The sequence below is a fragment of the Roseovarius sp. PS-C2 genome, assembly GCF_018862045.1.
Classification (GTDB): domain Bacteria; phylum Pseudomonadota; class Alphaproteobacteria; order Rhodobacterales; family Rhodobacteraceae; genus Roseovarius.
This window is the reverse complement of the sequence record NZ_JAHKSQ010000004.1, coordinates 355,594-368,336: the sequence shown is the minus strand read 5'-3', so window position 1 is coordinate 368,336 and position 12,743 is coordinate 355,594. Positions and strand designations below refer to the sequence as shown.

The window sequence follows — 12,743 nt, the reverse complement described above, 5'->3', positions numbered from 1 at the left end:
TTATTCCGCAGGCGTGGCCGCCTTGCCATCGTCCGGGGCCTTGCCCTTTTCCTGCAACTCTTCCAGCCACAGGCCGTGGTGTTCACGCGCCCATTGTTCCTCGACCTCGCCCGAACCCATGGCATCGAATGCGCCCTCCATCCCGACCGAGCCGATATAGATATGCGCCAGGATGATGCCCATCAGGACAAAAGCCACGATCGCGTGCCAGAGCTGGGCCAGTTGCATCTCCTCCTGCGGGGCCAGATCGGTGGGCAACACGCCAAAGCCCAGCGCCTGCGGCAGGCCGGTATCGTTCAGGATCGAGAAGGTCTTGGCGAACAATGGCAATTCGAACGGAAACAGCAGCGACAGCCCAGACACCGAGATCGACACGCCCAGCACGATCACCGACCAGAAGATCAGTTTCTGACCGGCGTTGAATTTCTTGGCCGGCGGATGCACGCCCTTGGTGAAAATCCCGCCGCCCACGGCCAGCCATTTCAGGTCGGTCCGGTTGGGGATGTTGTGCAGAACCCACATGAAGAACACCATGACCAGCCCGATCATGAAGGCCCAAGAAATGTTGTTGTGCACCCATTTGGAGCCCACGGCGATGGCCGAGAACGCGTCATGCCCGAAAGCGGGAATCAGGAACTTGCGCCCCATGAGCGAGATCAGCCCGGTGATCCCCAGAACCACGAACGAGCCCCCCATCAGCCAATGGGCAAAGCGTTCGATGAACTGGAACCGGGTGACGGTGCGACCGGTCTTTTCTCCGTCGATGCGGATGCGGCCCCGGATCAGGTAGAACAGCGCCAGCAGGCCCAGCACCGCGACAAGGCCCCAGCCGCCATAGGTGATCAGAGGCCCCTGACGGAATTGCAGCCACGCCATGCCGCCGTCCTGCACCAGAACCCTAGCGGTGTCGCCGCCAGCGGACACTTTGACATTGGCCTCGTTGAACCGCAGGTCACGCCAGACCTCGGCGTCCGACAGGCCGCCAAGCGGCCCCAGCCCCGGTGCGTAGCTTTCCGGTGCGGGGCCGGCATCCGGGGTATTGTGGCGATAGCTGTTATCGACCTTCTCGCCGCGTTGGCGGGCGAGGATGTCTTCCAGCGTGGTCGCGCCACCCGTGGCAGAGCGGTCGGTTTGAGGGGCCTCCGGGATCTCTTGCGCGGCGACAGGAGCCACCAGCAGCAGAGACAGGATCAGCGTGTACAGAAGACGGGTCATGACGATCTGTCCAGTATATCAGGTGAATGGCGATACGGTCGGGCAGCACACAGGCCGCCCGACCGCATGTCACAAAGCAGGGAAACGCCGCAGCGTTTCCACGGCCAACAGGTCAGCCGCCCTTTTGCTCATAGGCGGTTCCCCAGCCCCAGGCCCCGCTGCCGAAGCCGCGGGCCACGACGCGTTCGCGGTAGATGGCCGACACTACGTCGCCATCGCCCGCCAAGAGCGCCTTGGTCGAACACATCTCGGCGCAGATGGGCAGTTTGCCCTCGGCGATCCGGTTGCGTCCGTATTTCTGGAACTCGGCCTGACTGTTGTTTTCTTCGGGGCCACCGGCACAGAAGGTACATTTGTCCATCTTGCCACGGCTGCCGAAGTTGCCTGCCTGCGGATATTGCGGCGCGCCGAAGGGGCACGCGTAGAAGCAATAGCCACAGCCGATGCAGAGGTCCTTGGAGTGCAGAACCACCCCGTCCTCGGTCTGATAGAAGCAGTCCACAGGGCAGACCGCCATACAGGGTGCATCGGAACAGTGCATGCAGGCGACCGAGATCGACCGTTCACCGGGTTTGCCATCTTCGATGGTCACGACCCGGCGCCGGTTGATCCCCCAGGGCACCTCATGCTCGTTCTTACAGGCGGTGACACAGGCGTTGCATTCGATGCAGCGTTCGGCGTCACAGAGGAATTTAGCTCTAGCCATATCCGTTTCTCCTTATGCTGCGCTGATTTTGCAGAGAGTCGCCTTGGTCTCCTGCATCTGCGTGACCGAGTCATAGCCGTATGTCTGGGCGGTGTTGGTTGATTCACCCAGAACATAGGGATCGGCGCCGTCGGGATACTTGTCCCTCAGGTCCGCACCCTGGAAATGACCGCCGAAGTGGAAGGGCATGAAGGCAACGCCCTCGCCCACCCGTTCGGTGACCATGGCCATGACCTTGACCTTGCCGCCCTCGGGCCCTTCGACCCAGACCTGCGCGCCGTCGCGAACCCCAAGGTTGTTGGCATCCCTCGGGTTGATTTCGACGAACATGTCCTGTTGCAGCTCGGCCAGCCACGGGTTCGACCGGGTTTCATCCCCGCCGCCCTCGTATTCCACCAGACGCCCCGATGTCAGGATGATCGGGTAATCCTTGGAGAAATCGTTCTTCTGGATAGAAGCGTAGAGGGTGGGCAGACGATAGAACTTCCGGTCCTCGTAGGTGGGATAATCCGCAACAAGATCGCGCCGGTTGGTATAGAGCGGCTCGCGGTGGAGCGGCACCGGATCGGGGAAGGTCCAGACGACGGTACGGGCCTTGGCATTGCCGAAGGGGGCGCAACCATGCGCGATTGCGACCCGCTGGATTCCGCCCGACAGGTCGGTCTTCCAGTTGATGCCCGCAGCCTTTTCGTTGAAATCGGACGGGAAAGGCGACATCGACTGTTCGCCGACCTCCTCGCTGCTTCCCTGCTCACCGCCGGATTGGGTGAGTCCGGCGGTATCGCCATCGTCGCTTTCGCCGAGGTCGCCGATTGCCGCGATCCCCGCGACACGTCCGATCACCTGCTTTTCTTCCGTCGTCAGGTCACCGTCCCAACCCAGGTCGACAAGCATCTGGTAGGTAAATTCGGGATAGCCGTCCTGAATTTCCGACCCTTGGCTGTAGACGCCTTCGGCCAGCAGGTTGTCGCCATCGTGTTCCACCCCGAACCGGGCGCGGAAGGTCAGGCCGCCTTTGGCCACAGGCTTGGACATATCGTAGAGGTTCGGCGTGCCCGGATGGTTCATCTCGGGTGTTCCCCAACTGGGCCAGGGCAGACCGTAATAGTCACCGTCTGCCGGGCCACCCACGGCCTGCAACGTCGTGCGGTCGAAGGTATGCTGATTGGCCATGTGCAACTTGAGCCGTTCAGGCGATTGCCCGGTATAGCCGATGGTCCACATGCCCCTGTTGATCTCGCGCAGGGTGTCTTCGATGTCCGGGGTCAGCCCGTCGTCTTCCAGTGCGATATTGCGGAACAAACGGTCGTGGAACCCGAATTTCCTGGCGAAGAGACCGATGATTTCCTGATCGGGCTTCGACTCGAACAGCGGGGCGACCACCTGATCGCGCCATTGGAGCGAACGGTTCGACGCCGTGACGGAGCCACGCGTTTCGAACTGCGTCGCCGCCGGCAACAGGTAAACCCCGTCGGTACGATCGTGCAGCACCGCCGAGACAGTCGGATAGGGGTCGATCACGACAAGCAGATCGAGCTTTTCCATCGCCGTCTTCATCTCGGTCATACGGGTCTGCGAGTTGGGCGCATGCCCCCACAGAACCATACCCCGCACCCGGTTGGGCTGATCGGTGTTTTCAGGGTCTTCCAGGACGCCGTCGATCCAGCGGGAGACCGGAATCCCCGTCAGGTTCTGAAGCGACTTTTCCTTGCCGTCCTTGCCGGTGACCTTCTCGAACTGGCCGGCCAGCCATTCGGGATCTTCCTCCCAGACGCGGGCCCAGTGAGCCCAGGCGCCCGCCGACAGGCCGTAATACCCCGGCAGCGTGTGCGACAGAACGCCAAGGTCCGTGGCGCCCTGCACGTTGTCATGGCCGCGGAAAATGTTGGTGCCGCCACCCGACGTGCCCATGTTGCCAAGGGCCAGCTGCAGGATGCAGTAGGCGCGGGTGTTGTTGTTGCCGTTGGTGTGCTGGGTGCCGCCCATGCACCAGATCACGGTGCCGGGACGGTTGTTGGCCAGGGTGCGTGCGACGCGCTCGAGCTGGCTGCCCGGTGTGCCGGTGACGCGTTCGACCTCTTCGGGGGTCCACTTGGCCACTTCCTCGCGGATCTGGTCCATGCCCCAGACACGGGTGCGGATGAATTCCTTGTCTTCCCAGCCGTTCTCGAAGATGTGCCACAGGATGCCCCAGATCAACGCCACGTCGCTGCCGGGACGGAAGCGCACGTATTCGTCGGCATGCGCCGCCGTGCGGGTAAAGCGCGGGTCGCAGACGATGAGAGGCGCGTTGTTCTGTTCCTTGGCCTTCAGGACGTGCAGCAGCGAGACGGGGTGTGCCTCGGCCGGGTTGCCGCCGATGATGAAGATGGCCTTGGAATTGTGGATGTCGTTGTAGCTGTTGGTCATGGCGCCGTAGCCCCATGTGTTGGCAACACCCGCAACGGTGGTCGAGTGACAGATCCGGGCCTGGTGATCCACGTTGTTCGTGCCCCAGTAGGCGGCGAACTTGCGGAACAGGTAGGCCTGTTCGTTGTTGTGCTTGGCCGATCCCAGCCAGTACACGCTGTCGGGGCCGCTTTCGTCGCGGATCGCCATCATCTGGTCGCCGATCTCGTCGATGGCCTGTTCCCAGCTGATGCGCTTCCACTCACCGCCCTCTTTCTTCATCGGGTACTTGAGGCGGCGTTCGCCATGAGCGTGCTCGCGCACCGACGCGCCCTTGGCACAGTGCGAGCCCAGGTTGAACGGGCTGTCCCAGCCGGGCTCCTGCCCGATCCAGACGCCGTCCTGAACCTCGGCCACGACAGTGCAGCCGACGGAACAATGCGTGCAGACCGATTTCACGGTATCGACCGCGCCTTGCGCGGCAGAGGCCGCGCTGGCCTTGGTCACGGTGCCGCCAGTGGCACCGATGGCAGCCAGGCCACCGATGGCCAGACCGCTGCCGCGCAGGAAGGCGCGGCGATCGACGGATTTCCCGGCGACCTCAGACAGGATACTTGCCCGCTGGGAGCGTCTCGCAACCCCGTTGGTCTTTTTCCTAAGCATGTTTTCATCTCCTCCCGAGCTGAGCCCTGAACCAGAGCGTGCTGGGTACTAAGGTTATCCGCTGAACAGTCGGGCCAATTGCAACCAGTCGTCAGCGGGTCGGGTGACTTCGTCCGGTATCAGAACCGGGCGGAATCGAAGTATGCGCGCGTGTGCGCGGTGTCCTGCATCCGTTCGGATGACAGGTCGGGCTGGGCCGCTTCGGCCTGCCCGCCGGTCGCTGCCGTCACGACCGCAACCGCGGGCGCGCCGGTGGCGGCCAGTTTGAGAAAATCGCGGCGGCTGGTGCCGTCCTCAACTTTCTTCGACATGAGAGTCCTCCTCTCTGGTTGATGGCGGATCGAAGACACCCGCCGGATCATGCGGGTTACCCCGCGCTCATTCGGAAGCCTTCGGCCTCGATCTCCATGAACACCCGGCCGACAGCGCCGACCGAGGCATAGAGAACCGAGTTCCTCGCGGCCTCCAAATCCGTGAAAAAGTGCCCGGCCCAGGGACCGATATGCTTGTTGAAGAACGTCTTCTGATCCGACAGCGTGGCCGGAGCACCGAAGCGCCCGGTGATCAACCCGGCCATCATCTCCATCAGCGATGCGATGTTGTCCTCGGGCTCATAGACATTTTCGGCGCGCGTCATGCTGCGCGCGGCCATGTCCCGGCGCAGCGCCGCGAGCGGCTTTTCATTAAGAAAGCCCGTCAGGTAATAACTGGCATAGGGGAGCAACTCGCCCCGCCCCAGACCGATGAACAGCGCGTTGAACTCCCGCTCGACGGCGGGGGCTTTGGTGTGTTGTGCGATCCGCGACAGCGCACCGATGGCCGTGCCGAGATCGGTTTCGTCCCCCGACAGCCTTGCGGTCTGGTCCAGCAAACCCTGGTTGGGCGGCGCCGCCAGCAGAACGCCCAGAAAATCGTACAGATCGGCGCGCAGCCGGTCCTCTTCCGCGATATCGTTGGTCACGGTCGGTCGCTCCATCGCTGCCTCTTGTCCGGTCATGTATACGCCTCCTGCGGGTCATCGAAGGCAAATCGCATGCGCCGCCGGGGCGGCGCGTGCGACAGGTCATCCTCGGGGGGCGAGTGCACCTGCGCCGTGGGTTCCACGGCTGTCTCCGGCTCGGGGTCCGGTGTCGGTTCGGCAACCGGCTCGGCAACCGCCAGTTCCGGCTCTTGCGGCGTGGGTTCGGCCTGCGGGGGATCGGCATCTTCGGCGGCCTGCCGCACCAGTTCCTCGACATGGCTCAGCATGCCCTTACCCACCTGATAGGCCGTTTGCAGGTTTTCGATCACCGTCGCCTTGTCGGTGAAATCCTCTCCGTAATCCAGCAATCCATCGAGATTGGCCAGCGCCGGGTTGCTCATCCACAAGCGCCGCAACGCACGGCGGCGGAGACGGTCAGGCACGGCCTTGGCCAGGAACGCCTTGAAATCGTCGCCGGGTTGCAGGCTGTCGGGATCGGGCAGGCCCAACTCTTCCAGAATATCCTCGTCGGATTTCCCGGCCAGTTCGGCGTCGCGCAACGCGATCTCGTGCGCCTCATGCGCACGGGCATCGGCCTGTTCCTCCTCGACCACCCTCGCCTTGCGGCGGGACCAGAAATCGCCAGCGCGGGTCAATTCATCCTCTCCTTGCGCATTTGCGGCGCCTGATAGACATCGCCCGCCTTGCGGATGCGCGGATCGCCGACGCTCAGTTCCACCTTGTCGGTGCGCACCTTGTCACGGCGGCGTTTCTTGAATTCCTCTTCGACGTGATGCTTTTCGATGAAGGCTTGCACCCAGGCGATCAGCGCCTCGGTCATCGGAATCTTCTCGATGATCTCTTCGCCGCTGTCGGCATAGTCCTGCGCCTCGTAGGGCGAGGCCGTGACCAACAGCACCTCAAGCGGCGGACCGCCCGGCGCATCGCTTTGACGCAAAATGACATAGATCGCCGGAACACGGGCCGCCAACCCGTGGACATACGCATCCGTATCCGCGCCATGCAGTTCCAGAGTGGGTGTCGCGGCGTGATATTCCACGGCATCGCCATCGCTGCGCAGGACACGCCAGTCTGCCTGTGCCGCACCGGGCAGTACGGCAACGGCTTTCCACGCCCATTTCGCCCACCGGGTCACACCCGGCGTGCGCCGGAGCACTACGCCAAGAGGCATACTGTCATATCGGGCGGGATTGTGCACCAAACCGATCCTCCCCAGTTTCGGTTCTTCAAGATTGGTACAACTTCCGGACCAGTCAAAGTAAATTCTGCATTCAACGGTCGACAATCGGATCGCAGGGTCAGTTTGACCGGCACCTTGCCGGACAATCGGCCGCATTGGACAAAAAGTCCGGATCGGTCGATTTGCGCGGCTGGACGAGTCGTGCGCGATTTCCACCGGAAACAGAATCGATGACGCGGGCGCCTGAAGCCGGGAGTGATCGGAAGCGCGGTAAATCTTGTTTACCACGGCTCCGAATCATGCCTACTCTTGGGCCGGTACGCCGCGACGAACCGGCATGAACTCACTGATCTCACACCAGCAGGCACCATGGCTAAGCGATTGATTCTCTGTAATTGTTCCGGAACCCAAGAGCTTGACTCCGGGGCCCTCGAAGGAGCGACCGGGCAAGCGTGCTCACAGGTGCATTCCAACCTCTGCACGACCCAACTGGACCGCGCCGCCGAGGAAATCGCTGCGGGTGACGCAGTGATTTGTTGCCGTCAGGAGCAGCGGGTTTTCGAGGAGCTGGCCGCCGAAACCGGGGCCCCGGAACCAGCGTTTACCGATCTGCGCGACAGGGCGGGATGGTCCGACGACCCCCGTCCGAAACTACCCAAAATGGCCGCGCTGATGGCCGAGGCGACGCTGACTGCGCCCCCGGAAAAGGCCGTTGACGTAATATCCGAAGGCCTGTGCCTGATCATTGGGGAGTCGGATGTGGCGCTGGAGTCCGCGCAAAAACTGGCCCCCATGCTGGGGGTCACCGTCTTGTTGACCGACGACACCGATCCGCCGGACACCCGCGACTTCGACGTGATCCGCGGACGGTTGAACCGGGCCGAAGGCGCACTCGGACAGTTCCGCGTGCGCATCGACGCGCTGCAACAGGTGAACCCCGCCGGACGGGGCGCGCTGACATGGTCCGCACCGCGCGATGGCGGGCAGAGCGAATGCGATGTCATTCTGGACCTGACCGGCGGCACACCTTTGTTCCCCGCCCCGCAGAAACGCGAAGGCTATCTGCGCGCCGATCCCCGCAGCATCGGGGCCGTGGCCGATGCCGTGCTGGAAGCCTCGCAACTGATCGGGACGTTCGAGAACCCCCTTTACGTCGCGATGGAGCCGCTGATCTGCGCCCATTCCCGCGCCGGAAAGACGGGATGCACGAGGTGTCTCGATATTTGTCCCACCGGCGCTATCAGCCCCGCAGGCGAGCATGTGAGCATCGACCCGATGATCTGCGCGGGCTGCGGCTCCTGTGCCGCGCTCTGCCCTTCGGGGGCGATCACCTACGACGCCCCGCCACCCGACATGACCTTCCGGCGCATCCATACGCTGGCGTCTGCATATCGCAAGGCCGGGGGCGATGCCCCTCGCCTGCTGGTCTGCGACCGTGAGCACGGTGCCGAAATGATCCGACTTGGCGCGCGGTATGGGCGGGGCCTGCCTGCGGATGTTATCCCGCTCGAGGTGGATGTGGTCTCGGGGTTCGGCCATGCCGAGATGCTGGCCGCGCTGGCCTCGGGGTTTGCCGACGTGACGATCCTGCTGTCGCCGACCACCGAACGCGACGCACTGGATCAGGAGGTGCCGCTGGCCCGCGCCATTGCCGGGGAGGACAGGATCGCCCAGCTGGACCTGGCCGATCCCGATGCCCTGTGCGAGGTGCTCTATGCGCCCATGGACGTGCCCGCACCGGTCGGACAGCCGGTCCTGCCCATGGGCAGCCGCCGGCAGGTTGCCCGGCTCGCCGCCAGGGCCCTGAACGCGCCCGACAGTATCCTGCCCCTGCCCGAGGGTGCGCCTTATGGCGCCGTAGAGGTGAACACCGACGCCTGCACCCTGTGCCTGTCCTGCGTGTCGCTGTGCCCGTCGGGGGCATTGGTGGACAATCCCGACATGCCGCAGTTGCGGTTTCAGGAAGACGCCTGCCTGCAATGCGGGTTGTGCGCCAATGTCTGCCCGGAGAATGCCATCGGCTACGAGCCGCGCCTGAACCTGCGCGACGAGGCGCTGACGCAAACGGTTCTGAACGAGGAAGAGCCGTTTGCCTGCATCGAATGCGGCGCGCTGTTTGGCGTGAAATCGACCGTCGAGCGGATCACCGAGAAACTGGCGGGCAAACACGCCATGTTCGCCAATGAAAACGCCGCACGTATGATCCAGATGTGCGACGATTGCCGGGTCAAGGCGCAGTTCCACTCAAAGAACAACCCGTTCTCCGGGGGCGAGCGCCCGCAGGTGCGCACGACCGACGATTATTTCAGCAAGCGCCGGGATCACTGATGCCGGATCGGCGCGCCCAGATCGGCGGGCTCCAGAGCCGCCACATAGGCAAGGATTGCCTGCAGGTCGTCCAGCGTCATTTCCACGGGGATGATCGGCGGCGGACGTTCCTCGTGGAAGGGCGGGGTCACGTCGGCCACTTGCGTAAAGGCCGGATGCGGGTTGAGCACGTAAAAACTCTGGAACCGGCTGTCCCAGTCCTTGAGCGCACGCAGCACGAAAAACGACGGGGTCGAGCCGATATCGCACATCTTCTTGTCCCGCCGCACCACATGGCAGCGCCCGCACAGCTTGTCGGACAGTGTTTTCCCGCGCGCGACATCGCCGTCAAAACTGATCTCGGCAACCTCCGCTTCGGCAGGCTTTGGCGGGCCGAACGGGGCCACGCCATCGACCTCGAAACCGGCAATGGTGCGCTGACCGACCTCCGAGGTCAGCCAGTCGGCAAACCGCGCCGCTCCCTCGCTGGACCGGGCGAGGACCGTCATGCGCCATGTCGCCTGCGGGCCGGTGAACACCGCGCGCCCCGCGCCATCGGGCGACAAGGACACATCTGCCTCGGCGGGATCGGCAACCAGTTCGATCCGCACGCCGGTCTTGAGCGAAAAGCGCGGCAGCACATATTTGAAAAGGCCACTGTCCTGCAATGCCTGCGGTGCGGCGAGCGTTACGTCTTGCGCCGCGCCGATGCGTGGCGCACACAGCACCACAATGGCGGCAAGGCAGGTCATGGTAACGAAACGGCGCATGGCCCAAGGGTAGAAACCCCACCGGCCCTGCGTCAATGATCTTGGAAAGGACCACGACAAATGAGCGACGATCTCAGCGATTTCAACATGTCCATGCGCAAGTTCCTCAAGCAGGTTGGCGTTACCTCGCAACAGGCGATCGAAGAGGGCCTGCGCAATGCCGGCGATCTCGGAGGGCGTGAATTCAAGGCCAAAGTCGTCCTGACCGTCGACGGATTGGACATCGAACATGAAGTGACCGGCACGATCAAGGGGCAAGGCTGACCGTGGCATTGACTAGGGAAAGCGTTCTCGAGGCGCTGAAAGGCATCGCCGATCCGTTGCGCGGTGGAGATATCGTTGCCTCCGGCGCGATGCGTGGTTTGAACGTGGAAGGCGGCACGGTTCGGTTCGTTCTGGAGATCGACCCGGCCAAGGCCGAAGCCTATGAACCGGCCCGTGCCAGCGCCGAAGCGGCGGTCAAGGCGCTGGAGGGCGTGGCCGAGGTGTCGGCGGTCCTGACAGCGCATTCCGCCAAGGCCCCGCCCGACCTCAAACCGCAGCGCAAGGCCGAGCCCCAGGGCCCGCAGCCGGTGCCGGGCGTCAAGCACATCATCGCCATCGCCAGCGGCAAGGGCGGCGTCGGCAAATCTACCGTTTCGGCCAACCTGGCCTGCGCCCTGGCCGCCGAGGGGCGGCGCGTGGGCCTGCTGGACGCCGATGTGTATGGACCCAGCCAGCCCCGGATGCTGGGCGTCTCGGGCCGCCCCGCCAGCCCGGACGGCAAGACCATCCTGCCGATGCGCAATCACGGCGTCACCATGATGTCCATCGGGTTGATGACGAACGAGGATCAGGCCGTGGTCTGGCGTGGCCCGATGTTGATGGGCGCGCTGCAACAGATGCTGATGCAGGTGCAATGGGGCGCGCTTGACGTGCTTTTGGTCGATCTGCCGCCCGGAACGGGCGATGTTCAAATGACCCTGTCGCAAAAGGCGGTGGTGGATGGCGCGATCATCGTTTCGACCCCGCAGGACGTGGCGCTTCTGGATGCGCGCAAGGGGATCGACATGTTCAACCAGCTCAAGGTTCCGATCCTGGGCATGATCGAGAACATGTCCACGCATATCTGCTCGAACTGCGGGCACGAGGAACACGTGTTCGGTCATGGCGGCGTCAAGGCGGAATGCGACAAGCTGGGCGTGCCGCTGCTGGCCGAAGTGCCGCTGCATATCGACATTCGCACGGCCTCGGATGGTGGCGCGCCCATCGTGGTGTCGAACCCCGACGCGCCGCAGGCGCAGGCCTTTCGCGACATCGCCAGGGCACTGGTCGCGCAGGGGGTGGCATGAGCGATCCGGCCTTTCCGCCTTTGATGTCGGGCCACCCGGTAGACGCCGGGATCGACCCGTTCGAAAAGGCCTGCGCCATGGCTGCGCTTGGCTGCGACGCGGGCCTGATCGTTTACAACGTGGCCACCAACCGGCTGGCCGCGGCTTTGGTCATGGCCCCCGAGGTGCCGCTGGAACAGGCGATGGCCATGCTGCCCGCCTGTGGTATCGGCTTCCAGAACGCCCTTGGCGCGCTTGGCCCGCCCGAGGTCGCCGTGCATCTGGAATGGGACGGCGGGCTGCGCATCAATGGCGCTGCCTGTGGCCGGTTGCGCACGATGGCGGGAACTTCGGATTCGCAGGCCATGCCCGGATGGCTGGTGGTGGGGCTGGAACTGCCGTTGTTGCCGGCGGGCGGACAGCCGGGGGAACGCCCGGACGAAACCGCGCTCTATGAAGAGGGTTGTGCCGATGTGGACGCCACCGCCCTGCTAGAGGCTTGGGCACGGCATACGCTGCACTGGATCACCCGGTGGGAGGCCGACGGCCCACGCCCGCTGCATGCCGAATGGCGCGGACTGGCCCATGACATGGGCGAAGACATCACCCGGAACGGCCAAAGCGGCACGTTCTTGGGCGTGGACGAGAATTTCGGGATGCTGCTGCGGGACGGGGACGAGACAAAGCTGATCCCGCTCAGCACGGTATTGGAGCAGACAACATGAAACTGGCCCGCGCGATCCATTTCGACGAAAGCGACATGCGGGTCTATGCCAGCCCCGCGCGCACCGGGGAGTGGTGCATCTCGGGCGGGTTCGAGTTTTCCAACTGGTCCGAGGCCGACCTGACCGGCAAGCCGCGTCAGGCGTTTTCAAATGGCTGGCTGGGTGTGGAAACCTTTGGCCGGGTCACCTTCGTGGCGGTCACGCAAATCGAAGACGACGAACGCACCGCTCTGGCGCAGGCACTGGCGCAGCATTTCGTCGATATCTATGGCGCACCGGATGTGGACACGGCCCTGCCGGTGGCCGAGGCCGAGATCGCCCATATGTGCGATCTGTGCGAGGACCATACCCCGAACACCCTTCTGACCGTCGCCCGCGAACTGACCGAAGCGGGCGTGCGCGAAACTTTCCGCGTGATCGAGGCGCAGGAGGCCGGGCTGGAGCAATTCGCCATTCATGGCGATCTGGACGATATCTAGGAGGGTGGAGCGCGTTTG

13 protein-coding genes are annotated in these 12,743 nt (G+C 63.8%); 5 read left to right on the top strand and 8 right to left on the bottom strand.

The features are described 5' to 3' along the window. The 7 genes from KPG71_RS10050 to KPG71_RS10020 all read right to left on the bottom strand — a co-directional run bounded on the left by KPG71_RS10050 (position 1) and on the right by KPG71_RS10020 (position 7,125). Positions 1-1,215: a formate dehydrogenase subunit gamma gene (locus KPG71_RS10050; protein WP_216337937.1), complete on the bottom strand. Its 1,215-nt coding sequence runs from the start codon at positions 1,213-1,215 to the stop codon at positions 1-3. Positions 1,216-1,327: 112 nt separating this feature from the next. Next, positions 1,328-1,921: a formate dehydrogenase FDH3 subunit beta gene (gene fdh3B / locus KPG71_RS10045; protein WP_216337936.1), complete on the bottom strand. Its 594-nt coding sequence runs from the start codon at positions 1,919-1,921 to the stop codon at positions 1,328-1,330. Between the two features lie 12 nt (positions 1,922-1,933). Then, complete coding sequence (locus tag KPG71_RS10040; RefSeq protein WP_216337935.1) at positions 1,934-4,972, bottom strand: formate dehydrogenase subunit alpha; 3,039 nt, start codon at positions 4,970-4,972, stop codon at positions 1,934-1,936. A 119-nt stretch (positions 4,973-5,091) separates the two neighbouring features. After that, positions 5,092-5,283 (bottom strand): ubiquinol-cytochrome c reductase iron-sulfur subunit N-terminal domain-containing protein, encoded by a 192-nt coding sequence (locus tag KPG71_RS10035; protein ID WP_073035413.1) that lies wholly within the window; start codon positions 5,281-5,283, stop codon positions 5,092-5,094. A gap of 56 nt (positions 5,284-5,339) precedes the next feature. Continuing rightward, positions 5,340-5,969, bottom strand: a complete 630-nt coding sequence (locus tag KPG71_RS10030; protein WP_216337934.1) for a molecular chaperone — start codon at positions 5,967-5,969, stop codon at positions 5,340-5,342. Continuing rightward, positions 5,966-6,589 (bottom strand): DUF3306 domain-containing protein, encoded by a 624-nt coding sequence (locus tag KPG71_RS10025; protein WP_216337933.1) that lies wholly within the window; start codon positions 6,587-6,589, stop codon positions 5,966-5,968. Before KPG71_RS10025 ends, KPG71_RS10030 begins: the two co-directional genes overlap by 4 nt. After that, positions 6,586-7,125: a DUF3305 domain-containing protein gene (locus KPG71_RS10020; protein ID WP_216337932.1), complete on the bottom strand. Its 540-nt coding sequence runs from the start codon at positions 7,123-7,125 to the stop codon at positions 6,586-6,588. Before KPG71_RS10020 ends, KPG71_RS10025 begins: the two co-directional genes overlap by 4 nt. Positions 7,126-7,503: 378 nt before the next feature. Between KPG71_RS10020 and KPG71_RS10015 the strand changes: the two genes are divergently transcribed. After that, positions 7,504-9,462: a 4Fe-4S binding protein gene (locus tag KPG71_RS10015; RefSeq protein WP_216337931.1), complete on the top strand. Its 1,959-nt coding sequence runs from the start codon at positions 7,504-7,506 to the stop codon at positions 9,460-9,462. On the opposite strand, the gene KPG71_RS10010 is transcribed toward KPG71_RS10015, so the two are convergent. Next, positions 9,456-10,211 (bottom strand): hypothetical protein, encoded by a 756-nt coding sequence (locus tag KPG71_RS10010; RefSeq protein WP_253196185.1) that lies wholly within the window; start codon positions 10,209-10,211, stop codon positions 9,456-9,458. The genes KPG71_RS10015 and KPG71_RS10010 overlap by 7 nt on opposite strands. A gap of 60 nt (positions 10,212-10,271) precedes the next feature. On the opposite strand from KPG71_RS10010, the gene KPG71_RS10005 reads away from it, so the two are divergent. From KPG71_RS10005 to KPG71_RS09990, 4 genes are read left to right on the top strand one after another with little or no spacing between them, the layout of a single operon-like run. After that, entirely contained in the window at positions 10,272-10,475 is a 204-nt protein-coding gene (locus KPG71_RS10005; RefSeq protein ID WP_216337930.1) for a DUF6494 family protein, read from the top strand. Positions 10,476-10,477: 2 nt separating this feature from the next. After that, positions 10,478-11,542 carry an iron-sulfur cluster carrier protein ApbC gene (gene apbC, locus KPG71_RS10000; protein ID WP_216337929.1) on the top strand — a complete coding sequence of 355 codons (1,065 nt, stop codon included), beginning with the start codon at positions 10,478-10,480 and terminating at the stop codon, positions 11,540-11,542. After that, on the top strand, positions 11,539-12,246 hold the full coding sequence (locus tag KPG71_RS09995; RefSeq protein WP_216337928.1) for a biotin/lipoate--protein ligase family protein: 708 nt from the start codon (positions 11,539-11,541) through the stop codon (positions 12,244-12,246). The genes apbC and KPG71_RS09995 overlap by 4 nt, the downstream gene beginning before the upstream one ends. Beyond that, a complete protein-coding gene (locus tag KPG71_RS09990; RefSeq protein WP_216337927.1) occupies positions 12,243-12,725 on the top strand; it encodes a DUF6505 family protein in 483 nt (160 codons plus the stop codon). Before KPG71_RS09995 ends, KPG71_RS09990 begins: the two co-directional genes overlap by 4 nt. The last annotated feature ends 18 nt before the right edge of the window (positions 12,726-12,743 follow it).